Source organism: Streptomyces sp. NPDC015130, assembly GCF_043080005.1.
Classification (GTDB): domain Bacteria; phylum Actinomycetota; class Actinomycetes; order Streptomycetales; family Streptomycetaceae; genus Streptomyces.
This window is the reverse complement of the sequence record NZ_JBIBVC010000007.1, coordinates 96062-118095: the sequence shown is the minus strand read 5'-3', so window position 1 is coordinate 118095 and position 22034 is coordinate 96062. Positions and strand designations below refer to the sequence as shown.

The 22034-nt window shown below is 73.4% G+C and carries 19 protein-coding genes; 7 read left to right on the top strand and 12 right to left on the bottom strand.

Going from position 1 to position 22034, the window contains the following annotated elements:
* Positions 1-256: 256 nt before the first annotated feature.
* Positions 257-1375 (bottom strand): allantoicase, encoded by a 1119-nt coding sequence (gene alc / locus ACF08F_RS16675; protein ID WP_392299220.1) that lies wholly within the window; start codon positions 1373-1375, stop codon positions 257-259.
* 3 nt (positions 1376-1378) lie between these two features.
* Positions 1379-2713: an allantoinase AllB gene (gene allB, locus ACF08F_RS16670; RefSeq protein ID WP_392299219.1), complete on the bottom strand. Its 1335-nt coding sequence runs from the start codon at positions 2711-2713 to the stop codon at positions 1379-1381.
* A gap of 343 nt (positions 2714-3056) precedes the next feature.
* On the opposite strand from allB, the gene ACF08F_RS16665 reads away from it, so the two are divergent.
* Complete coding sequence (locus ACF08F_RS16665) at positions 3057-3866, top strand: IclR family transcriptional regulator (protein WP_392299218.1); 810 nt, start codon at positions 3057-3059, stop codon at positions 3864-3866.
* A 122-nt stretch (positions 3867-3988) separates the two neighbouring features.
* Here ACF08F_RS16665 and ACF08F_RS16660 read toward each other — a convergent pair whose 3' ends face one another.
* Both ACF08F_RS16660 and ACF08F_RS16655 read right to left on the bottom strand, forming a co-directional pair.
* Positions 3989-4669: an ABC transporter ATP-binding protein gene (locus ACF08F_RS16660; protein WP_392299217.1), complete on the bottom strand. Its 681-nt coding sequence runs from the start codon at positions 4667-4669 to the stop codon at positions 3989-3991.
* Positions 4666-5742 carry an ABC transporter permease gene (locus tag ACF08F_RS16655; RefSeq protein WP_392299216.1) on the bottom strand — a complete coding sequence of 359 codons (1077 nt, stop codon included), beginning with the start codon at positions 5740-5742 and terminating at the stop codon, positions 4666-4668. The genes ACF08F_RS16660 and ACF08F_RS16655 overlap by 4 nt, the downstream gene beginning before the upstream one ends.
* Positions 5743-5866: 124 nt before the next feature.
* On the opposite strand from ACF08F_RS16655, the gene ACF08F_RS16650 reads away from it, so the two are divergent.
* Both ACF08F_RS16650 and ACF08F_RS16645 read left to right on the top strand, forming a co-directional pair.
* Positions 5867-7093 carry a sensor histidine kinase gene (locus tag ACF08F_RS16650; protein ID WP_392299215.1) on the top strand — a complete coding sequence of 409 codons (1227 nt, stop codon included), beginning with the start codon at positions 5867-5869 and terminating at the stop codon, positions 7091-7093.
* Positions 7090-7728 (top strand): response regulator, encoded by a 639-nt coding sequence (locus ACF08F_RS16645; RefSeq protein WP_392299214.1) that lies wholly within the window; start codon positions 7090-7092, stop codon positions 7726-7728. The genes ACF08F_RS16650 and ACF08F_RS16645 overlap by 4 nt, the downstream gene beginning before the upstream one ends.
* On the opposite strand, the gene ACF08F_RS16640 is transcribed toward ACF08F_RS16645, so the two are convergent.
* From ACF08F_RS16640 to ACF08F_RS16630, 3 genes are all read right to left on the bottom strand, one after another.
* Positions 7718-7942, bottom strand: a complete 225-nt coding sequence (locus tag ACF08F_RS16640) for a hypothetical protein (protein WP_392299213.1) — start codon at positions 7940-7942, stop codon at positions 7718-7720. The genes ACF08F_RS16645 and ACF08F_RS16640 overlap by 11 nt on opposite strands.
* Positions 7943-8207: 265 nt before the next feature.
* Positions 8208-9902, bottom strand: coding sequence for an MFS transporter (locus ACF08F_RS16635; protein ID WP_392299212.1), 1695 nt, complete (start codon positions 9900-9902; stop codon positions 8208-8210).
* A 121-nt stretch (positions 9903-10023) separates the two neighbouring features.
* Positions 10024-10344 carry a DUF5955 family protein gene (locus ACF08F_RS16630; RefSeq protein ID WP_392299211.1) on the bottom strand — a complete coding sequence of 107 codons (321 nt, stop codon included), beginning with the start codon at positions 10342-10344 and terminating at the stop codon, positions 10024-10026.
* Positions 10345-10537: 193 nt separating this feature from the next.
* Here ACF08F_RS16630 and ACF08F_RS16625 point away from each other — a divergent pair, with 193 nt between their 5' ends.
* The 3 genes from ACF08F_RS16625 to ACF08F_RS16615 all read left to right on the top strand — a co-directional run bounded on the left by ACF08F_RS16625 (position 10538) and on the right by ACF08F_RS16615 (position 14432).
* Positions 10538-11152 carry an NTP transferase domain-containing protein gene (locus ACF08F_RS16625; RefSeq protein ID WP_392299210.1) on the top strand — a complete coding sequence of 205 codons (615 nt, stop codon included), beginning with the start codon at positions 10538-10540 and terminating at the stop codon, positions 11150-11152.
* Positions 11153-11390: 238 nt separating this feature from the next.
* Entirely contained in the window at positions 11391-13013 is a 1623-nt protein-coding gene (aceB, locus tag ACF08F_RS16620) for a malate synthase A (RefSeq protein ID WP_392299209.1), read from the top strand.
* Between the two features lie 273 nt (positions 13014-13286).
* Positions 13287-14432: a GDSL-type esterase/lipase family protein gene (locus tag ACF08F_RS16615; RefSeq protein ID WP_392299208.1), complete on the top strand. Its 1146-nt coding sequence runs from the start codon at positions 13287-13289 to the stop codon at positions 14430-14432.
* A gap of 135 nt (positions 14433-14567) precedes the next feature.
* Here the strand turns inward: ACF08F_RS16615 and ACF08F_RS16610 are convergent, their stop codons facing one another.
* Both ACF08F_RS16610 and ACF08F_RS16605 read right to left on the bottom strand, forming a co-directional pair.
* The gene (locus tag ACF08F_RS16610; protein WP_392299207.1) at positions 14568-16373 is read right to left on the bottom strand and encodes a hypothetical protein; all 1806 of its coding nucleotides are present in this window, start codon (positions 16371-16373) and stop codon (positions 14568-14570) included.
* Positions 16374-16425: 52 nt separating this feature from the next.
* Entirely contained in the window at positions 16426-17385 is a 960-nt protein-coding gene (locus tag ACF08F_RS16605) for a fibronectin type III domain-containing protein (protein ID WP_392299206.1), read from the bottom strand.
* A 142-nt stretch (positions 17386-17527) separates the two neighbouring features.
* Here ACF08F_RS16605 and ACF08F_RS16600 point away from each other — a divergent pair, with 142 nt between their 5' ends.
* Complete coding sequence (locus tag ACF08F_RS16600) at positions 17528-18106, top strand: hypothetical protein (protein WP_392299205.1); 579 nt, start codon at positions 17528-17530, stop codon at positions 18104-18106.
* A 7-nt stretch (positions 18107-18113) separates the two neighbouring features.
* On the opposite strand, the gene ACF08F_RS16595 is transcribed toward ACF08F_RS16600, so the two are convergent.
* The 3 genes from ACF08F_RS16595 to ACF08F_RS16585 form a co-directional block, all read right to left on the bottom strand.
* Positions 18114-18818: an aspartate/glutamate racemase family protein gene (locus ACF08F_RS16595; protein WP_392299204.1), complete on the bottom strand. Its 705-nt coding sequence runs from the start codon at positions 18816-18818 to the stop codon at positions 18114-18116.
* Positions 18819-18880: 62 nt separating this feature from the next.
* Positions 18881-20329 (bottom strand): nucleobase:cation symporter-2 family protein, encoded by a 1449-nt coding sequence (locus ACF08F_RS16590; RefSeq protein ID WP_392299203.1) that lies wholly within the window; start codon positions 20327-20329, stop codon positions 18881-18883.
* Positions 20330-20630: 301 nt separating this feature from the next.
* Entirely contained in the window at positions 20631-22019 is a 1389-nt protein-coding gene (locus tag ACF08F_RS16585) for an 8-oxoguanine deaminase (protein ID WP_392299202.1), read from the bottom strand.
* Between the last annotated feature and the right edge of the window lie 15 nt (positions 22020-22034).

Genomic DNA, 22034 nt, shown 5'->3' with positions numbered 1-22034 from the left:
CAGGTATGGAGGACCCGTACGCGCCGGTGGCGAGTGAGCCGAAGGGGCGCGTCGGGGGAACAGCGCCGAGCGCGCGGAGCCCCCGACGGAGGAGGGGGCGAGCACGGTCGGCCCTGTGAGCCCGACCGAAGCGCCCCGGAGGCGATCCGAGCCCCGAAAAAAGAGGCGGAGGGCGCACCGGTGCTGTCGGGTCGGTGCGCCCTCGCGGGCCGGGCGGGGTGTCGTGCCCGCCCAGTCAGGGGAGGAGCCGGTGGCGTCAGCCGCCGAGCTCCTGGTGGCGGGCGGTCAGGCGGGCCGCGCCGGCCTCGGTGAGGGAGCCGAAGAGGCGCAGGCGGGAGATGCCGCCGTCGGGGTAGATGTCGATCCGGATGCGGGAGCCGACCGCCGGGGTGTCGAGCACGAAGCGGTGGTTGGTGTCGGGCTGGAGGCGGGTCCGGGGCAGGATCTCGGTCCAGTCCTCGGAGCCCTCGGCGGCGACCGAGAGGGCGGCCCAGCCGGCGCTGTTGCCCTTGAGGTAGGCGGTGTCGATCTCGACGGCGCGGATCTCGGACTCGGCGACGAGCTGGTAGCGGATCCAGTCGTTGCCCTTGTCGCGGCGGCGGCGGGTCTCCCAGCCGTCGTCCATCTTGCGGGAGCGGCCCGGCTGGATGGTATTGGTGGCCGGGGAGTAGAAGCGGTCGGAGGCGTCCTCGACCTGGCCGCCGTTCTCCAGCGCCGCGAGGTCGAAGGTGCCGAGGACGGCGAGCCAGCGCGGGTCGGGGGCGACCTCGCCGTAGACGCGGAGGCGGGCGATGCCGCCGTCGGGGTGCTGGTTGACGCGCAGGTGCGTGAAGCGCTGCTCGACGTCGACGGCGAAGCCGTTGGCGGCGTGGCCGCCGACGGCGGTGCGCGGGACGAGGGTCGTCCACTTCACGTCGTCGGCGAGGAGCTCCTCGGGGGAGGGCGAGCCGGCGACGGAGGTGGCCTCGACGGAGACGGCCTGCGGGTAGTTGCCGCGGAAGTGGGCGGTGTCGAGGACGATGCCGCGGACGACGCCGGGGGCGCCGAGGCGTACGAGCGCCCAGTCGTGGTCGTCCTGGGTGGGGTGCGGCTGCTGGGCGGAGACACCGCGGCGGCGGCGGGTCTCCCAGCCGTCCATGATCTTGCCCTTGTGGCCGAAGTGCTCGGGGTCGAACTCGGCGGGCTCGGGCTTGAGGAGGTTCTCGCGCTCGGCGAAGAACTCGTCGTTGGCCGCGATCACACCGGCGCCGAGCCGCCGGTCGGCGAGGTCGGCGTACTGGGTGAAGGGGAAGTCGGCGGTGCGGTAGTCGGCGTACGGGTCGCCGCCTCCGTAGGGGCTGGCGTCGCCGGTGAAGGAGGGTATGCCGGTGCTCACGGGTCAGTTGTTCCTTTCGAGGAGGCGGCCGGAGGGCTCGGCGAGGGTGCCGTTGTCGACGATGCGCTCTCCGCGCAGCCAGGTGGAGGCGACGACACCGCTGAGGGTCTTGCCCGCGTAGGCGGTGATCCGGTTGCGGTGCTGGAGCTGGTCCGGGTCGACGGTGAAGGTGGCGTCGGGGTCGATGACGGCGAAGTCGGCGTCACGGCCGGCCTCGATGGCGCCCTTCCGGGACAGGCCGGCGAGCCGGGCGGGGGCCTCGGACATCCAGCGGACCACGTCCTCCAGGGAGTGGCCGCGGCGCTTGGCCTCGGTCCAGATCGCGGGGAGGCCGAGCTGGAGGGAGGAGATGCCGCCCCAGGCGGAGGCGAAGTCGGGGGTCTTGAGGTCCGCGGTGGACGGGGAGTGGTCGGAGACGATGCAGTCGATCACGCCGTCGGCGAGCCCCTGCCAGAGGGCGTCCTGGTTGGAGGCCTCGCGGATGGGCGGGCAGCACTTGAACTCGGTCGCGCCGTCCGGGACCTCCTCCGCCGTGAGGGTGAGGAAGTGGGGACAGGACTCGACGGTGATCTTGACCCCCTCGGCCTTCGCGGCGGCGATCAGGGGCAGCGCGTCGGAGGAGGAGAGGTGCAGGACGTGGACGCGGGCGCCCAGTCGGCGGGCCTGGTTGACCAGGTTCTCGATGGCCGTGTTCTCGGCGTCCCGGGGGCGGGAGGCCAGGAAGTCGGCGTAGGCGAGCCCGGACTTCTGCGGGGCGGCGGCGAGGTGGTGCGGGTCCTCGGCGTGCACGATCATCAGGCCGTCGAAGCCGGCGATCTCGGCGAGCGAGGTGGCCAGCTGCTCCTGGTCGAGCGACGGGAACTCGTCCACACCGGAGGGCGAGAGGAAGCACTTGAAGCCGTAGACGCCGGCGTCGTGCAGGGGCCGCAGGTCCTTGACGTTGTCGGGCAGGGCGCCGCCCCAGAAGCCGACGTCGATGTGCGCCTTCGTGCGGGCGACCTCCTGCTTCACCCGCAGGTTCTCGACGGTGGTCGTCGGCGGGATGGAGTTCAGGGGCATGTCGAGCAGCGTGGTGATGCCGCCGGCCGCGGCCGCGCGGGTGGCGGTCCAGAAGCCCTCCCACTCGGTCCGGCCCGGATCGTTCACGTGCACGTGGGTGTCGACGAGGCCGGGCAGGACGACGTCGTCGCCGACGTCCTCCAGCCGGGCTCCGGCCGGTACCTCGGCGTCGTACGGCAGCACGGCCGCGATCGTCCCTCCGGAGACGGCGATCGACGCCGGGCGCGTCCCCTCGGGGGTGATGACGCGAGTCGAGCGCAGGACCAGGTTGACGTCCACCCGTACCCCTTCTTCACGTGCTCCGGCTTCGAGCACCTCGGCGAGAAATTCAACGAACTGTTGAAAAGGAGTCTTCACTTCCTGGCGACATGTCGTCAAGGGCACACTTCCAGCATCGGCCTTCAACGAACCCGACTTAGAGGTTTCCACAAAGTGGAATGGAAATTCCGTACAGTAGAACGTAGCTCCGCACATGTGGGGCAGACCAGGACCCCTCCGAGCCCTCCCCGACACCGGACAAACACCCCCTGACCGGCCCGTACGCCGATACCGGGACCAGGTGCCCCGGCCGGTGGCCCGGTAGGCTGCTGACTTGCCCGCCTGCCCCGAAAGGACCGTTGACGTGCCGACGTCCAGCGCCAGCACCACCGACGCCGCCAAGCCCGCCGCCGCGAGCGGCGGCGTCCAGTCCCTTGAGCGTGCCTTCGACCTCCTGGAGCGGATGGCCGACGCCGGGGGCGAGGTCGGGCTGAGCGAGCTCTCCGCCAGCAGCGGACTGCCGCTTCCCACCATCCACCGGCTGATGCGCACCCTCGTCGCCTGCGGCTACGTGCGCCAGCAGCCCAACCGGCGGTACGCCCTCGGCCCCCGCCTCATCCGGCTCGGCGAGTCCTCCGCCCGCCTCCTCGGCACCTGGGCCCGCCCCTACCTGGCGCGGCTCGTCGAGGAGACCGGCGAGACCGCCAACATGGCGCTGCTCGACGGCGACGAGATCGTGTACGTCGCCCAGGTGCCGTCGAAGCACTCGATGCGCATGTTCACCGAGGTCGGCCGGCGCGTCCTGCCGCACTCGACCGGTGTCGGCAAGGCGCTCCTCGCGCACACCCCGGCGGAGGAGGTCCGCGCGCTGCTCGCCCGTACGGGCATGCCGGCCGCGACCGAGAAGACCATCACCACGCCCGACGGCTTCCTCGACGCCCTCGAAGCGGTCCGCGCGACCGGTTACGCCGTCGACGACAACGAGCAGGAGATAGGAGTCCGCTGCCTCGCGGTGCCGGTCCCCGACTCCCCCACCGCCGCGGCGATCTCGATCTCGGGCCCGGCGGGCCGGGTCACCGAGGCGGCCACGGAGAAGATCGTCCCGATCCTCCAGCAGGTCGCCCGCGAACTGTCGGCGGCGCTCGCCAACACGACGGGCAACGGCGGCGCCTGACCCCGGAGCCGTACCGCGCACGCGCGAAGGCGCCCGGAACCCTGAGGGTTCCGGGCGCCTTCGCGCGTGCGCGGCATCGGGCCGGAACGCAGGCCCGCACCGGCGCCCCCGACCGCCTGCCCTCAGGCCCGCACCGCCTCCGTCAGCCGTCCGTCCTGGACCGTCGCCGTGCGGTCCGTGCGTGCCAGGTGGGTGCGGTCGTGGGTCACGAGCACCGTCGCCGTGCCCCGCTCGACCGTCAGGCCCGCGAGCAGGTCCATCACCGCCGCGCCCCGCTCGTGGTCCAGGGCGCTCGTCGGCTCGTCGACCAGGAGCACGGACGGCTCGTTCATCAGGGCCCGCGCGATGTTCACGCGCTGCCGCTGGCCGCCCGACAGCTGGTGCGGGCGGCGGTGCGCCTGGTCCGCGAGGCCCACCGCGTCGAGCAGGTCCATCGCCCGGCCCCGCACCTCCTTCGGCGCGCGCCCCGAGAGGTGCGCCATCACCTGGAGCTGTTCCACCGCGCTCAGCGAGGGCAGCAGGTTGGGCTGCTGGAAGACGACCCCGATGTGCCGGCGCCGCAGCTCGGCGCGGGCGGCCGGGGTGAGCGGCCCCGTCTCCGTACCGGCGACGACGACCCGGCCCCGGTCCGGGGTCACCAGGGTCGCGGCGACGGCGAGCAGGCTGGACTTGCCGGATCCCGAGGGGCCGACGACGGCGGTAAGGGTGCCGGCGGGGACGGTCAGGGAGACGGAGTCGAGGGCGGTGAGCCGGCCGTCTCCGTCGGGGTAGGTCAGGGTGACGGCGTCGAGGACGAGGCTCATCGGGCGCTCCCGAGGGCGGTGAGGGGGTCGACGGCGGTGATCCGCCGGATGGACAGGGCCGCGCCGAGCACCCCGAGCACGATGATCACGGCGGCGGGCCCGAGCACGGTGAGCGGCTCCAGGACGAAGGGCACATTCCCGCCGCTGACGAGGGCGCCGATGCCGACCGCGAGGGCGGTGCCGAGCAGGGTGCCCGCGGTGAGCATGAGCACGGCCTGGCCGAGGGCGTCCTTGAGGAGGTACGGCGTGGAGGCGCCGAGCGCCTTGAGGACGGCGACGTCGCCGCTGCGCTGGATCGTCCAGACGGTGAAGAAGGCTCCTATGACGAGCGCGGAGATCGCGAAGAGGAAGCCGCGCATGAGCTGGAGCGAGCCGTTCTCGGCCTGGTAGGACCCTATGGCGGTGAGCGCCCCGTCGACGGTCCGCGCCTCGGTGCCGGCGGCCTCGTCGCCGGCCGTCCAGTCGGCCCCGTCGCCGCTGAGCGCGATGACGGTGGCCTGCTCCTCGGGGGTGGTGCCGTTGTGCCCGAGCCGCTGCCAGTCGTCGAGGGAGGTCCACACGACCGGGGTGTGGCTGTACGAGGCGTCGCCGGAGACGGCCGTGACGGTGGCCTCCAGGGGGCCGAGGCGCAGCGCGTCGCCGACGCCGACGCCCAGTTCCTCGGCGGCGGACTCGGACAGGACGGCCCTCCCCGCACCGACGGTCCCGGGGGCGAGCCCGGACCCCGGCTCCGTGCCGAAGGCGGAGACGGCGGCCGTGCGGTCGCCGGCGGCGGCGTTGAGCGTACGGATGCCGAGCGGCTCGGCCCCGGTCACCCCGGGGCGCCCGGCCCAGCCGTTCCACTGCTCCTCCGTCACCGTCGAGTTGGTGAAGGAGACCGACTGCCCGGACGGCGGCGCGGCGAAGGCGATCCGGTCGGCGGGCAGGCCGGTGATCGCGGAGATGTTCTCTCGCGCGAGTCCGGCGGTCAGCCCGGACAGCAGGCCCACGAGCAGGGTGATCAGGACGATCACGGTGCCCATGAGGGCGAACCGCCCCTTGGCGAATCTCAGGTCTCTCCATGCCACGAACATGGTGACCAGGGTGGTCCGGGGAGGGCCGTCCGGGCATCGCGCCACGGATGGCTCCACAATCAAACTTTCGATGGAGTCCGAATTGTCCGTTCCCTCTGCTCCCGCTGTCTACGCTGGAGGGGACATGGAACCGAGCTCCTCCCCCCACCCCGTCCTGCCTGCCTCCCGGCGGTCCCTCACCCCCGTCCTGCGCGCGTTGCGCCTCTGTCTCCACCTCCTGATGGCGGGCCTGCTCGTCCTCGCTGCGGTACGGGCCGGCTCGGCCGCCGGGACCGTCATGGCGGCGGTCGTGGGCGCGGTGTACGCGGCCGGCTCGCTGGTGCCGTCCGTCGCGACCTCGCAGCGGGCCGCCGCCGTCTGGCTGGGTGTCCTGGGCGCGTCCTGGCTGGGGCTGCTCTGGCTGACGCCCGACGCGCTGTGGGTCGCCTTCCCGCTGTACTTCCTCCAGCTGCACCTGCTGCCCACGCGCTGGTCGCTGCCGGCCGTCGCCCTGACGGCGGGCGCGGCGATCCTCTCGTACGTGGGCCACGGCGCCGCGCTGAACCCGGGGGTCTTCATCGGGCCGCTGCTCGGCGGGGCGGTCGCGGTGGCGACGGTCCTCGGCTACCAGGCCCTGTACCGGGAGAGCGAGCGGCGGCGCCGGCTCATCGAGGAGCTGATCGAGACCCGGGCGGAGCTGGCGGCGGCCGAGCGGCACGCGGGGACGCTCGCCGAGCGCGAGCGGCTCGCGCGGGAGATCCACGACACGCTCGCGCAGGGCCTGTCCTCGATCCAGCTGCTGCTGCGCGCCGCCGAGCGGGCGCTGCCGCCGGGCTCCCCGGCCGCCGCGCACATCGACCGGGCGCGGCGGGCGGCGCAGGACAACCTGGCGGAGGCGCGGCGCTTCGTCCGCGCGCTGACGCCGCCGGACCTGGAGCACGGCTCGCTGGCGGCGGCCCTGGAGCGGCTGTGCGAGCCGGGGGCCGGTTCGGGGGCGTACGGCTCAGGGCCGTCGGGGCCGCGGGTGCGGTTCTCGGTGAGCGGTACGCCGGCAGCGCTGCCGACTCCGTACGAGGTGGCGCTGCTGCGGATCGCGCAGTCGGCGCTCGCGAACACGGTGCGGCACGCCTCGGCCTCCCGGGCCGAGATCACGCTCTCGTTCATGGACGCCTCGGTGACGCTGGACGTGGTCGACGACGGCGGCGGCTTCGACCCCGGCTCCGTACGGCAGTCCTCGGAGGGCGGCTTCGGGCTGCCGGCGATGCGCTCGCGGGCCGAGTCGCTGGGCGGCACGTTCACCGTCGAATCCGCACCCGGGCAGGGCACGGCGGTGGCCGTCTCCCTCCCCCTCCCCGCAGGAGTCCCCGCATGACGACCGTCCCGACCATCAGGCTCCTCCTCGCCGACGACCACCCGGTGGTACGGGCGGGGCTGCGCGCGGTCCTCGACACGGAGCCGGACTTCACCGTGGTCGGCGAGGCCGCGACGGCCGAGCGGGCGGTGGAGCTGGCCGCCGCCGGCGGCGTGGACGTGGTCCTGATGGACCTGCAGTTCGGCGCCGGGATGCACGGCTCGGAGGCGACGGCGGCGATCACGGCGGCGCCGGGCGGGCCGAAGGTGCTGGTCCTGACGACGTACGACACGGACGCGGACATCCTGGCGGCGGTGGAGGCGGGCGCCTCCGGCTACCTCCTGAAGGACGCGCCGCCCGAGGAGCTGGCGGCGGCGGTCCGGACGGCGGCGGCCGGCCAGTCGGCGCTCGCCCCGGCGGTGGCCCACCGGCTGATGGACCGGATGCGGACACCGGCCGAGGCGCTGACGAAGCGGGAGCTGGAGGTGCTCCAGCTGGTGGGCGAGGGCCTGTCGAACCAGCAGATCAGCAAGGCGCTGTTCCTCAGCCAGGCGACGGTGAAATCGCACCTCGTGCACATCTTCGCGAAGCTGGGCGTGGACTCGCGGACGGCCGCGGTGGCGGCGGCGACGGCCCGGCGGCTGATCAGGCGGTGACGCCGTCGGGCCGGTCCGCGGCCGACGCGTCGGTTCGGGCGCCCATCAGGTCCTGGAAGGACCGCATGCACGGCAGGCAGTGCCGGTCCGTCCGCGCGCCGTCCGCGCCGCGGTCGACGGCCCGGCCGCAGAGGCTGTTGCCCGCCTCCTTGGCGATCACGTGCCAGACCAGCAGGCCGCTGGAGTCGTCGGGTGCGATGTGCATCTCGTACATGGCAGGTTCCGTTCTCCGGGTGTCCTGGTTCCAGCCAACGCGTGCCGGGCGGCCCCGGCACGGCGGCCCCGGCCATGTGGGTGAACGGGTCACGGGCCACCGAGGTCGGAGCACGGCCGGCTCCGGCGGGCTCCTGCAGGTCGGGGCGGGCCCGGCCGGGTCCGGTCGTGCCAACGGGCCGGCGGGTCCGGTCGGGTCGGCGGGTCAGGTCAGGTCAGGTCAGGTCAGGTCAGGTCAGGTCAGGGTTCCGCCGGGTCCGGTCGGGTCAGGGCTCCGGGGTGGGGCCGGGATCCGGCGGGTCGGTACCCGCGGCGCCCGGCTCTCGGCGCGCTCCTCCGGCCTCACCCGCTCCGGGCCCGCCCGCTCCGGCTCCTCCCGCTCCCGCTCCGGCCCCGGCCGCTCCGGGCAGCCCGCGGGTCACCAGGAAGCTCGCCAGGACGATGCCGCCGGTCGCGAGGACGGCGGCCTTGAGGCCGTCGAGCTGGGCGGAGGCGTAGGACTCGGTGACGGCGTCCACCTCCCGGGGCGGGAGCCCCGCGCTCTCCGCCGCCGCGCGGACCTGGTCGGTGGGGACGAAGCTGACCCCGGCCTCCAGGGCGACGCTCGTCTGCGCGCGCGCCTCGTCCGAGAGTCTCGGGTCGTCCTCCACCTGGGTGGTGAAGGCCTGGGCCAGGGCGCCGATCAGCAGGGATCCGATGAGGGCCGTGCCGAGCGAGGACCCCAGGTTCTGCGCGGTGAACTGCAGCCCGCCGACCTCGCTGCGTTCCTTCTCGCCGACGCTGGACTGCACGACGTTGCCGAGCTGCGAGGCGAGCAGGCCCATGCCCAGGCCGAGGAGTGCCATGGCCCAGAAGAACTGGGCGTCGTCGATGACCGGGTCGATGGTGGCGAGGAGCCAGACGACGGCGGCGAGGAGCAGCGCCAGGGCCGCCCGGACGATCCTGCGCGGGCCCGCCCGGCGTCCGAGCCGAGCCCCGCCCATGGAGGCGACGAGCATGGTGACGGAGACCGGCAGGAGCCGCAGTCCCGTCTCGAAGGCATCGAGGCCCTGCACCACCTGGAGGTAGAGCGGGATGGTGAAGAACAACCCCAGCAGGATGAGGTTCTGGCTCAACAGGGTCATCAGCCCCGCGCTCAGGACGGGTCTGCGGAACAGGGCCAGATGGACCAGGGGGTCCTCGCCGCGGCCCTCTCGCCGTTCCTCCCAGACCCGGAAGAGGAAGAGGACCACCACGCCGGCGCCGATCACGAACAGCGTGGGGGCGAAGCCGAGGACGGTGAAGGGCGGGTTGCGCGGCTGCACCCATCCCCAGGTGCCGCTCTGCAGCACGCCGAGCACGCCGAGGCCCAGGCCCGCGGCCGAGAGCACGGCGCCGACGACGTCCAGCCCGGGAGGCCGGCTCGCCGAGGGGTGCACCGGGATCGCCTTCCGCAGCAGCAGGACGGCGAGCACGACGACGACCTCGCCCGCGAAGACCAGGCGCCAGGTGAGGTACGTCGTCACCCAGCCGCCGAGCAGCGGTCCGACCGCGATGCCGGCGCCGGCCAGACCGCCGATGACGCCGTACGCGACGGAGCGGTCGCGGCCGCGGTAGGACTCGGCGACGAGCGCCGCCATCGACGGCAGCACCAGGGCGGCGCCGAGGCCCTCGATGATCGACCAGCCGAGGGTCAGGACCCACAGGGTGGGCGCGACGGCGGTCAGGGCCGAGCCCACGCCGTAGACCGCCATGCCGATCAGGAAGATGCGCCGGCGTCCGAAGATGTCCCCGAACCTGCCACCGACGATCATGAATGCGGCCATGACCAGGGCGTAGAGGGTGATGACGGCCTGGATCGCCGTCACCTCGGTGTCGAAGTCCTCGACCAGCTGACTGATCGAGACGTTCATGACGGAGGTGTCGAGCACCATCAGGAACTGGGCCGCGCCCAGCACGATCAGAGCACGCCAACGTCCCATGGCCGCCGCCTCGTCGAACCCGGCTGCCGGAGTCACCGGCAGCGGAGGGGTGGACCCCTCCTCGGCCATCACATCCGATGGCGGGCGCCCGAGCCACCGGAAGACGCCTGGGCGGGCGGGCCTACTGTCCCGGGGGCGGCGGAGGCCCGAAGAGCTCGACGGCCCGGCGGACGCCCGCGAGGCCCTCGGCCAGCGCACTGACGGAGCCGACCGAGCCGGCGACGAGCAGCAGCGAGCGGCGCAGCCGCCGTACCTCGGGGTCGCCGCTGAGCGCCATGGCGTCCAGCGCGGCGAGCTCGTCCTCGGCGATCCCCCGGTCGGCGAACTCGACCCGGTGCGCGGCCAGCTCACGCCGGAGCCGGGACACGGCGAACCGCAGTTCGGCCACCCTGGGGTCCACACCCTCGCCGGTCACTCGCCTCTGCCCCACGCTTCGCAACACGGTTCTCCCCCTCGCACGACACTGTGCGCAGAACTCCACTCCGAACACTCCGAGCCCGGGCCGAACCCCCTCGTACGGCGGCCGGGCGCCGTGAGTCGCGGGCCAGTTAACTCCTTCGCCACCCCGGCGCGCCACCCTTGGTGGCCGGAATTCAGGCGACCGTGTGATTCCACCCATGAGGTATGCAGTCCCCATGACAACCGCAGAAGATCGAAGCCCCGTCGTCGCCGGACTGCTGCTCGCCGCCGGAGGCGGGAGGCGCCTCGGCGGGCGCCCCAAGGCCTTGCTGACGCACCGGGGACGGCCGCTGGTCGAGCATGCCGTGGGGGTGCTGCGCGGGGCCGGGTGCGAGGTGGTGCACGTGGTGCTCGGGGCGGCGGCCGAGACCGTACGGGAGCGGGCGGAGCTGCCCGGGTGCGTGCTGGTGGACAACCCGGAGTGGGCGGAGGGGATGGGGTCCTCGCTGCGGGCCGGGCTCGCCTCGCTGGCGGCCGACGCGCGGGGGGTGGACGCGGCGCTCGTCCTGCTGGTCGACCAGCCGGGGATCGGGGTGGCGGCGGTGGCCCGGGTCCGGGCCGCGTACGACTCGCGGGACTCACTGGCGGCCGCCTCGTACGACGGGCAGCGGGGCCATCCGGTGCTGTTCGGCGCCGGGCACTGGGCGGGCATCGAGGAGACGGCGGTGGGCGACCGGGGCGCGCGGGACTATCTGGCGGCGCACCGGGATGCGATCACCCCGGTGGACTGCTCGGATGTGGCCGAGCCCTACGACATCGACACGGAGGCGGATCTGGCCCACCTGGAGTGAGCGGTGGGGCACGGGGCGTGGCACGCAGCGCCACGTTGTGTCGATCCGGAGAATCTCGACATCAACAAACCATTGAACTTCCACCATGAGGAAACTAGTATCCACTGTTCAGAAGCGCCTGCCAGTTCCGGAGGCGCTCGCGGCCGTATCTCGGCGCCTGCGGCACTCCGTGCCATGACACGACGCCCGGCGGCCGCCTGGCACCGCCCGTGAAGTTCGCTGAAGGAAGTGACAGTTCATGTCCGCACCAGCGCCGTCCCCCCTGGCCGTCGTCGATGCCGAGCCCCTGCCGCGTCAGGAGGAGGTGCTCACCGAGGCCGCCCTGGCCTTTGTCGCCGAACTGCACCGGCGGTTCACTCCGCGCCGGGACGAGCTCCTCGCCCGCCGGGCGGAGCGTCGCGCCGAAATCGCCCGCACGTCCACCCTGGACTTCCTCCCGGAGACCGCCGCGATCCGCGCGGACGACTCCTGGAAGGTCGCGCCGGCCCCGGCGGCCCTGAACGACCGCCGCGTCGAGATCACCGGTCCGACCGACCGCAAGATGACGATCAACGCGCTCAACTCCGGCGCCCGCGTCTGGCTCGCCGACTTCGAGGACGCCTCTGCGCCGACCTGGGAGAACGTGGTCCTGGGCCAGGTCAACCTGATCGACGCGTACACCCGGAACATCGACTTCACGGACGCGCGCTCGGGCAAGTCGTACGCCCTCAAGCCCGCCGACGAGCTCGCCACGGTCGTCATGCGCCCGCGCGGCTGGCACCTGGAGGAGCGTCACCTCACCTTCGACGGACGCCCGGTCCCCGGCGCGCTCGTCGACTTCGGCCTGTACTTCTTCCACAACGCCCAGCGTCTGATCGACCTCGGCAAGGGCCCGTACTTCTACCTCCCGAAGACGGAGTCGCACCTGGAGGCCCGCCTCTGGAACGACATCTTCGTCTTCGCCCAGGACTACGTCGGCATCCCGCAGGGCACCGTCCGCGCCACGGTCCTCATCGAGACCATCACGGCCGCGTACGAGATGGAGGAGATCCTCTACGAGCTCCGCGACCACGCCGCCGGCCTGAACGCGGGCCGCTGGGACTACCTCTTCTCCATCGTCAAGAACTTCCGTGACGGCGGGCAGAAGTTCGTCCTCCCGGACCGCAACGCGGTCACGATGACGGCCCCGTTCATGCGCGCGTACACCGAACTCCTCGTCCGCACCTGCCACAAGCGCGGCGCGCACGCGATCGGCGGCATGGCGGCCTTCATCCCGTCCCGCAAGGACGCCGAGGTCAACAAGGTCGCCTTCGAGAAGGTCAAGGCCGACAAGGACCGCGAGGCCGGCGACGGCTTCGACGGCTCCTGGGTCGCCCACCCCGACCTGGTCCCGATCGCGATGGCCTCCTTCGACGCCGTCCTCGGTGAGAAGCCGAACCAGAAGGACCGCCTTCGCGAGGACGTCTCCGTGGCGCCCGGCGACCTGATCGCGATCGACTCGCTCGATGCCCGGCCCACCTACGAGGGCCTGGTCAGCGCCGTGCAGGTCGGCATCCGCTACATCGAGGCCTGGCTGCGCGGCCTCGGCGCCGTCGCCATCTTCAACCTGATGGAGGACGCCGCCACGGCCGAGATCTCGCGCTCGCAGATCTGGCAGTGGATCAACGCCGGAGTCGTCTTCGAGAACGGGCAGACGGCCACCCCCGAGCTCGCCCGCGAGGTCGCCGCCGAGGTGCTCGCCGAGATCCGCTCCGAGATCGGCGAGGAGGCCTTCGCGGCCGGCAAGTGGCAGCAGGCGCACGACCTGCTCCTGCACGTCTCCCTCGACGCGGACTACGCGGACTTCCTGACGCTCCCCGCCTACGAGCAGCTGGTCGGCTGACCGCGTAGCAGCACCGGCTGATCCGGCTGCCCGCACAGCTGCCGAACAGCTCCGCACGACGTACCGAACAGGGCTCGGCCCCGGTGTCCGCACGGACACCGGGGCCGAGCCCTGTCGCGCTCCGGGCCGCCTGGCGCCTCACAGGGGACGTGACGCAACCGAGATATGCAGCTACCTAGCGGTAACAAGCCAGAGCGTGCGAGATTCCGCCATGCCACCGGCCGGCGGCTGTCCCCCACGTCACTGCGTACCGCATACCGCAGGAGCACAGCCATGTCTTCGACCCCCCACCGTGCGCTGCGCGGATTCCTGGCTCTGTGTACCGCCGCCGGGCTCGCCTCCGTCGCCGTTCCGTCCGCCCACGCCTCCCCCGGCAGCGGCCCCACCGCCGTCGTCGCCATGGGCGACAGCTACATCTCCGGCGAGGCCGGACGCTGGCTGGGCAACAGCCTGACCAACTCCGGCAGCCGCACCGGCACCGACCGGGCCTGGACCGGGAGCGGCTACGACCCGTCCCGGGTGTACGGAGCCACCGCCGGCGGCTGCCACCGCTCGGACGTCTCCGAGGTGAAGAGCGCCGGGCCGATCGCGAGCTCCCTGATCAACCTCGCCTGCTCCGGGGCGACCACGAAGAACGTCGTCCGGGCCTCCCAGGGCGGCCAGGCCTACAAGGGCGAGGCCCCGCAGGCCGACCAGCTGGCCGCGGTGGCCGCCTCGCACGACGTCGAGCTCATCACCCTCTCCATCGGCGGCAACGACCTGGGCTTCGCCGACATCATCGCCACCTGCGCGAAGGACTACATCGTCTGGTACTCGTACTGCCACGACGACCAGCAGGTCGAGGTCGACGCGAAGATCGACGGCGTCATGGCGGACGTCGGTCGCTCGGTCGACGAGATCCGTGCCGTGATGACGGGCGCGGGCTACTCCTCGTCGGACTACCGGATCGTCCTCCAGTCGTACCCCTCCCCCATCCCCCGCTCCTCCGAGAACCGGTACGCGGAGAGCGGCTGGACCCGCACCAACACCGGCGGCTGCCCGTTCTGGAACGCGGACTCGGACTGGGCGCGGGACTCCCTGGTGCCGCAGCTCGCGAACCGGCTGAAGGGCGTCGCGACGGCGAAGGGCGTGCAGTTCCTGGACCTGCGGGACGCGCTCCAGGGACGCGAGGTCTGCGCGAAGGCCAGCAAGCAGGTCACGACGACCGTGCCGGCGTCCGCGACGACGAGCGAGTGGGCGCGCTGGATCGACAGCCAGAGCACGCAGGGCCTGGTCCAGGAGTCGATGCACCCGAACGCCTACGGCCAGCAGGCCCTGGGCCGCTGCCTCGCCCTCGTCCACGCCCGGCCCACCGGGAACCACAGCTGCAAGAACACGGCGGGGTCGGGGGCCTCCGGGATGTACCTCACCGCGGGGTGAGGCCCGGGCCCCGTCTCACGGCGGAGTGAGGCCCGGGCCCCGTCTCACGGCGGAGTGAGGCCCGGGCCCCGTCTCACGGCGGAGTGGGGTCCGAGGATCGCCTCACGGCGGGCGGAGTGGGGTCCGAGCATCGCCTCACGGAGGGGTGACGCCGACGATGCCGAGGGGGCCGAGGACCCGGGCCGTCTCGTGGCGGTCCGCCTCGGTCATCGCCCGGACCAGGGTGGCCGAGCCGCCGGGCCAGGCCGCCGCCGCCGCGTCGAAGGCGGCGCGGCGGGTCTCCAGGGGCCCCTTCTTGCCGGGCAGTCCGTCGAGGACGTGCAGCGCCCGCGCCGAGGTGGGGACCTGGAGGTGGTCGGCCCGCTCGCCCCTGGCACGCAGGATCTCGTACGCGTACTGGCCGACGACGGGGTCGCGCAGGGCGCCGCGCAGGGCCTCGGCCGGGGCCGCGGTCGTGTCGAGGACGGCGAGGAGGCCCCGGGCGGCGGCCGCGTCGGAGGTGCCCGCGTGTGCGGCGCCGAGGGCGGCGAGGAGCTGGGACCAGGCCTCCTCGGTGTCCACGCGCGCGTGGAGCCAGTCGTCGAGGACGCGCGCGGCGGACGGCACGGGCCAGCCGGTGGCGGCGGTGACCACGGCCCGGGCGGACCAGGCGGCGGCCTCGGCCGCGTCGGGGGCGGCGATGCCGCGGACGCTCAGCAGGTAGCGCAGGACGCCGGCCCCTCGCGGGGTCAGGCCGAAGGCGTCGCCGGTGCGGAAGAGGAGGCCGGTGGCGGCGAGCCGGTCGACGAGCGCGGCGAGGTCGCCGGCGGGTCCGGTGAGGCGCTCGCGGTCGGCCTCCGTCAGCTCGGGCGCGCCCAGGAGCCGTACGAGCTCCTCCGGCGGCGGGGTCGTGTACGCGGCGGGTGACTCGTCCGGGACCCGCACCGGCAGGTCCTCGACGGCCGGGTCGACGGTCCAGTCCTCGTACTCGGCGGCCTTGCGGGCGACGGACTCGGCGGAGCAGCCGCGTTGGTAGACCACGTACAGCAGGTGCGGCGCCTCGCCGCTGTAGGGGCCGCCCTCCTCGGTGACGGTCTCGACGGCGGCGGCGAGGGCGTCGGCGTCCTCCTCGACGGTCCCGGACCCGCTCGGCGTCTCGACGGCGGGCGGCGGGGGGACGGGGGCGGTGGGGTCGCCGTAGTAGTCGAGGTGCTCGCCGAGGAGGGCGTCGGCGAGGACGAGGTGGGGGAAGGCGTCGGGTCCGGGGGCGAAGCGGGCGTACGGCCCGGCGAGCTGTTCGGCGAGGCCGGCGGCGGTCCACCGGTCGAGGAGCGCGGCGGCGACCTGCCCGATGCCGGTGGCGACGGCGTGGTCGCTGAGCAGCGGTCCGGCGGTCGGGGCGGTCTCGGCGTCGCGTACGTACGCCCGGGTGAGGGCCTCGGAGAGCAGGACGTCGGCGAGGGCCGTACGGCCCATCAGGTCGGCCCGTCGCACGCCGGGCGGGAGGGGGGCGCCGTCGAGGGCGGCGAGGCGGCGGCGTACGTCGTCGGGGTCGGCCAGGTCGGTGCCGCAGGCCCGCAGCAGGGAGGCGTACCAGCGGTGCCAGGTGAGGTTTCCGGGGTCGTTCATGGCGCGCTCGAAGTCGGGTCCGGCCTCCGCGACGACGGCGACGACCTGCTCGCCCCGGCCGCCGTCGAACCGGGCGGCGAGCGCCCCGAGCACGGCCGGATAGGCGCCGAGGTCGCCGGGTGCCGCGTACACGAACGCCGGGAGGTCCTCGACGAGGAGGTGCCGCACGAGCCTCGGCGTCGGCTCGGGCACCCCGGTCCCCCGGTCCGCCCCGCGCAGGGCGAGCAGTCCCAGGACCACTTCGGCGGCACGCGTGAAGGCGGGGTCGCGGCGCTCGGGCGTTCCGTCGAGGAAGCTGTCGAGCCCGGTGTTGGAGAGAACGGTCTCGGCCACGCTTCCCAGGGTAGTTCCGGGGAGGCGAATGCGGGCAAGCGAGACATGCCGGTCAGCGGACCACCACCACGCGGGGCGCGGAGAAGTCGCCCCAGGTGCCGTCGGGAAGTTGGGCGCGGAGGGTGACGGTGTAGCGGGTGCCCGGGGGGTCCTGGACGGGGAAGGTGTAGGTGGCGCGGGCCGGGGGCGGGGTGGTGCCCCAGACGACGGTGGTGGCGAAGCGGCCGTTCAGGTGGAGTTGGTGGTGGGTGACGGGGGCTCCGGTGTCCGGCGGGGTCCAGGTGAGGGTGATCTCGCCCCGGGCGGAGGTGGCGGTGAGGTCCTCGGGTGCGGTGTTCGGGGGTGCGCCGGGCGCGGGGGTGGTGGTGAGCTCGACGCGGGGGCTGTCCGGGGAGGAGTTCTCGGCGGCGTCGCGGGCGCGGACGGTGAACGCGTAGGCGGTGCCGGGGCGCAGGCCGGTGACGTGGGCGGTGGTGGCGGTGCCGGGGGCGGTGTGGACGCGGGTGTCGGCCTGGTAGACGTCGTACGCGGTGACGCGGGTGTCGTCGCGGGACGGGGTCCAGGTGAGGGTGGCGGCGCGGCTGCCGTCGGCGGTGGCGCGGAGCGTCCTCGGGGCGGTGGGGGGCGTGCGGTCCTCGGTGTCGGCGGGGAAGGTGGTCGCGGTGACGGTGGCACTGGGGGGTGAGGTGTGGCCGGCGGTGTCGCGGGCGCGGACGGTGAAGGTGTGCCGGGTGGCGGGCGCGAGGCCGACGACGTCGGTCATCAGGGTGGCGGCGGGGAGGTCCCTGACCTTGCGGCCCTCGCGGTAGACCGTGTAGCCGGTGACGGCCCGGTCGTCGGTGGCGGCGCTCCACATGACGTGGACGGTGCTCGCGCTGCCCGCGGTGGCGGTGACGCCGGTGGGGGCGGTCGGGGCGGTGGTGTCCTTCGGCGGGGGCTCCGGGGCGCCCGAGCAGGCGGAGAGCGTGAGCATCAGTATGGCCAACAGGCTTGCGGCGAGCGGGCGTTGCACGGAGGCCCTCCGTCCGTCGAAAAGGTCCAGACCTATATCGCACAGCCGGGCCGACCCCGGCAAGAGGGTGTGCCGGAGGGCGTTGTCAGTGGCGTCCGCTTCACTGGAATCGTCACGCTCCGTAGTCGACCCAGGGGGAATCATGACGGACCGTACGACCTATGTGACGCTCACCGGGGTGCGCCGGCGCGGCTGGACCGACGCGATGATCCGGGACCTGCTCGGCTCGCCCGACGTGCAGGGCCGAGATCCGCGCCGCTGGTCCCTCGCGCCCGTGCGGCTCTACCTCCTGGTGCGGGTCGAGACGGTGGAGCGGACCGCCGAGTTCGCCGCGGCCTCCCTGCTGTCGAAGGCCCGGTCCGCGGCGGCCGGACTCTACGCGGAGCGGCGGCGGGCCGCCGTGCTCACCGCGATCCGGGCCGCGCCGATCGACGTGCCCCTGCTCCCCGGCCCCGAGCTGGAGCGCAGGGCCGTCCGCCACCGGCACCTCCTGGGCGCACGGGGCCCCGGCGAGGTCCCGCGGGGCGCGCTCGTCCGGTGGCAGGTGAGCTACCTGCGACAGGCCCTCGCACGGTACGAGTCGCTGCTCGACGGGCTGTACGGGGAGGCCGGCCGCCAAGACGCCGAGCGGTTGCTGCGGCACCGCCTGTACGAGGCGATCGCCGAGGCCTACCCGGCACTGGCCCAGGAGTGCCTGCGCCGGATCGCGGTGGAGAGGTGAGGAGGTGTCAGGCCGTCGACAGGAGGCCGGTGAGGGCGCGGCAGGCGGCCGGGACCGGGGCGACGAGCTCGACCGCGCAGCGGGCGCGCAGCGCCTCGGCGGCCTCGCCGAGCGGGCCGCCGCCGATGACGACGGCGCGCGCCCCGTCCCGTTCGGCGCAGGCCCGGACCGCCCGCTCCAGCCGGTCGTGGAGCAGCACCGGGTCGGCGGAGAGGCGTTCGGGGGCGCCGGCGGTGAGCCGGATGCCCGTGTACCGGTCGGCGAGGCCCAGGGCCGCCACCCGCTCGGCGATCGCGTCGGCCAGGAGCGGCGTGGTGGTGGCGACGCCGAAGGGCCTGCCGCCGGCGGCGGCCTCCAGGAGGGCGGCCTCGCCGAGTCCCGCCACGGGCAGACCGGTCGCGGCGCGCAGCGCGTCGAGGCCGGGGTCGCCGAAGGCGCCGACGAGGAGCGCCGCGCAGTCGCCCTCGGCGGCGGCCCGGAGCCCGGCGGCGAGTACCTCGGGTGCGGCGGCGCGCAGGGCGGCGGGGTCGGTCAGCATGAGCGGGCCCCGGGCGACGGTGACGCCGCGGACGGCCCGGACGCCGAGGGCCGCACGGCCGGCGCCCGCACCCGCGCCCGCACCCCCCTCGGTCCCCAGGGCCGCCAGGGTCCGCCGGGCTATCGCGGTCATCATCGCAGTCGTCGCCGTGGAGGTGTTGGGGTTGATCAGCACGACGGCCCCGGGCCCCGCGGCGTGCGCGGGGACCGGGGCGGTCGGTGGGGCGACGAGCGGGTTCAGTGGACGTGCGCCGCCTTCGCCGTGGCGCTGCCGGAGATCTCCTCGCCCGGCTCCATCGGCGCGGTGACCTGGTCGTCGTCCTTGCCGCTGCCCAGGTGGTTGAAGACCACGTTGAGCAGGACGGCCGCGACACAGCCGGTGGAGATGCCGGAGTCCAGGATGATCTTCGCGGTCTCCGGGAAGGCGTGGTAGAACTCCGGCGCCGTGATCGGGATGATGCCGACGGCCAGCGAGACGGCCACGATCAGCACGTTGTTGTCCTTCTCCAGGCCGGCCTTGACCAGGGTCTGGATGCCGCTGGCGGCGACCGAGCCGAAGAGGACGACGCCCGCGCCGCCGAGGACCGGCCGGGGCACGACCGAGATCAGCGAGGCGGCCACCGGGGACAGCCCCATCAGGACCAGGAAGCCACCGCCGCAGGCCACGACGAAGCGGCTGCGGATCCTGGTCATGGCGACCAGGCCGATGTTCTGGGCGAAGGCGCTGCACATGAAGCCGTTGAAGAGCGGGCTGATGGCGGAGCCGAGGGTGTCGGCGCGCAGGCCGGCCGCGATGGTCTTCTCGTCTGCGGGCCGCTCGACGATCTCGCCGAGCGCCAGCATGTCGGCGGTCGACTCGGTCATGGAGACGAGCATGACCACGCACATGGAGATGATCGCGGCGAGCGCGAACTGCGGGGCACCGAAGTGGAACGGGGACGGGAAGCCGACGATGTCCGCCTCGGTCACCGGGGAGAAGTCGGTGACCCCGAAGGGTATGGCGATGAGCGTGCCGATGACGAGGCCGACCAGGACGGCGACCTGCTTGAGGAAGCCGCGGGTGAAGCGGCGCAGCAGCAGCACCACGACGAGCGTGATGGCGGCGAGGGAGAGGAAGGTCGTCGAACCGTAGTCCTCGGCCTTGGGGTTGGGCCCCTGGGCCCAGCCGAAGGCGACCGGGAGGAGGGAGACACCGATGAGGGTGATGACCGTGCCGGTGACGACCGGCGGGAAGAACCGCACGAGCCGGGAGAACCACGGGGCGGCGAGGAAGCCGAGGAGTCCGGCGACGATGATCGCGCCGAAGATGACGGGCAGGGCGTCGGACTTGTCGTCGGTCGTGTCGACGATCGCGAGCATCGGGGCGACACCGGCGAACGTGACTCCGTTGACGAACGGGAGCCGGGCGCCGATCTTCCAGACCCCGAGCGTCTGGAGGAAGGTCGCGAGACCGGCGGTGAAGAGGCTCGCGCCGGTCAGGAAGGTGAGTTCGGTACCGGAGAGGCCTACGGCCGCTCCGACGATCAGGGGCGGGGCGACGACGCCCGCGTACATGGCGGCCACGTGCTGGAGGCCGCTGGTGGCCATCTTCAGTGGGGGCAGCGTCTCGTCGACCGGATGCTTCTCACGGTCTTCGGGGGCGGAGCCTGCGTCTTGTGCATTGCGAACCTGGGGCTTGGCGGCCACGGCGGTTCCTCCGGTCGGTTACACGTCGGCGGTGACGCGGGGTTCAGGGAGGTGGTGCGATGCGGTGCTCGGTGCAGGAGGTACGGCTCGTTGCGAGGTGCTGGGGTGGAGCGGGTGCGCGTGGGGAGGAGGCGCTGCGCGGGGACGGGTGCCCGTCGGGGGGCGGGCGGGGTTCACCTTCCCGGGAGGTGCCGTACGTCTTCTTCGTACGGCACCTCCCGGTCGGGCTGCCGCGGGCCCCGCTCGGGTCCGCGGCGACCGACCGAGGGCCGTCCCCCTCGGTCGGACTCCATGGGGAGGGTCAGCTCTGGGCCGTGATCCGGGCCAGGCGCTGCGCCTCCGCGCGCGCGTCGCGCGCGATCTGCTCCTCGTCGGCGAACAGCAGTCGGTTGTTCTCGACGATCTGCTTGCCGTTGACGAAGGAGGCGGTGACCGGGGCCGCGGCGCCGAAGACGATCGCGGTGACCGGGTCGGCGATCGAGGAGTGGCCGAGGCCGTCGATCTTCCAGAGGACGAAGTCGGCGAGCTTGCCGGCTTCGAGGGAGCCGATGTTGTCGGCGCGGCCGAGGACCTGCGCGCCGCCGTAGGTGCCGAGGCGCAGGGCCTGGCGGGCGTTGAGCGCGGCCTCGCGGTGGGCGCCGAGGCGGTTGATGAGGAGGGCGTTCCGCAGCTCGGTGTGGAGTTCGCCGGACTCGTTGGACGCGGTGCCGTCGACGCCGAGGCCGACCGGCACGCCCGCCTTCAGCATGTCCGGTACGCGGGCGATGCCGGCGGCGAGGCGCGCGTTGGAGGACGGGCAGTGCGCCACACCGGTGCCGGTGCGGGCGAAGGCGGCGATGTCGGAGTCGTTCATGTGGACGCAGTGCGCCATCCACACGTCCTGGCCGAGGAAGCCGGTGGACTCGAAGTAGTCCGTCGGGCCCATGCCGAAGAGCTCGTGGCAGAACTTCTCCTCCTCCACGGTCTCCGAGCCGTGGGTGTGCATGCGCACCCCGAGCCGGCGGGCCAGCTCGGCACCCTGCTTGAGGAGCTGGGTGGAGATGGAGAAGGGGGAACAGGGGGCGACGGCGACCTGGGTCATCGCGTCGAAGGAGGCGTCGTGGAACTTCTTGACGGTCTCCTCGGTCGCGGCGAGCGCGCCCTCGGTGGTCTCGACGGCGAAGTCGGGCGGCAGGAAGCCGTCCTTCTCGCTCATGTCCATCGAGCCGCGGGCGAGGGTGAAGCGGACGCCCATGTCGGAGGCGGCGCCGATGATGGCACCGGACAGGTCGCCCGAGTTCTTCGGGTAGACGTAGTGGTGGTCCATGGCGGTGGTGACACCGCCGCGGGCCATCATCGCCAGGGAGCCCTGGGCGGCCACCCGGACCATCGACTCGTCGATGCGCGACCAGGTCGGGTAGAGCGCGACCAGCCAGTTGAAGAGGTTGTGGTCGGTGGCCAGGCCACGGGTGATCCACTGGTAGAAGTGGTGGTGGGTGTTGACCAGACCGGGCGTCACCAGATGACCGGTGGCGTCGATCCGCCGGACCACGTTCTCCAGCCCCTCGGGCGCCTTGCCGGCACCGATGGACTCGATCTTGTTGTCGGCGACGACCAGGTAGCCGGAGGCGTACTCGGTGTCGTTCGCGTCGACGGTCGCGATCGCCGCGTTCTCGATGACGATGCGCTGGGCTGCCGAAGGTGCTGCCATGGCGGTGCTTCCTTC

Bases quoted from the DNA above. Each gene is read 5' to 3' on its own strand.
- ACF08F_RS16615 (WP_392299208.1), top strand. From the start codon at position 13,287: ATGTCTTCGACCCCCCACCGTGCGCTGCGCGGATTCCTGGCTCTGTGT.
- ACF08F_RS16625 (WP_392299210.1), top strand. From the start codon at position 10,538: ATGACAACCGCAGAAGATCGAAGCCCCGTCGTCGCCGGACTGCTGCTC.
- ACF08F_RS16650 (WP_392299215.1), top strand. From the start codon at position 5,867: ATGGAACCGAGCTCCTCCCCCCACCCCGTCCTGCCTGCCTCCCGGCGG.
- ACF08F_RS16635 (WP_392299212.1), bottom strand. From the start codon at position 9,902: ATGGGACGTTGGCGTGCTCTGATCGTGCTGGGCGCGGCCCAGTTCCTG.
- ACF08F_RS16585 (WP_392299202.1), bottom strand. From the start codon at position 22,019: ATGGCAGCACCTTCGGCAGCCCAGCGCATCGTCATCGAGAACGCGGCG.
- ACF08F_RS16640 (WP_392299213.1), bottom strand. From the start codon at position 7,942: ATGTACGAGATGCACATCGCACCCGACGACTCCAGCGGCCTGCTGGTC.
- aceB (WP_392299209.1), top strand. From the start codon at position 11,391: ATGTCCGCACCAGCGCCGTCCCCCCTGGCCGTCGTCGATGCCGAGCCC.
- ACF08F_RS16600 (WP_392299205.1), top strand. From the start codon at position 17,528: ATGACGGACCGTACGACCTATGTGACGCTCACCGGGGTGCGCCGGCGC.
- ACF08F_RS16645 (WP_392299214.1), top strand. From the start codon at position 7,090: ATGACGACCGTCCCGACCATCAGGCTCCTCCTCGCCGACGACCACCCG.
- ACF08F_RS16655 (WP_392299216.1), bottom strand. From the start codon at position 5,742: ATGTTCGTGGCATGGAGAGACCTGAGATTCGCCAAGGGGCGGTTCGCC.
- ACF08F_RS16660 (WP_392299217.1), bottom strand. From the start codon at position 4,669: ATGAGCCTCGTCCTCGACGCCGTCACCCTGACCTACCCCGACGGAGAC.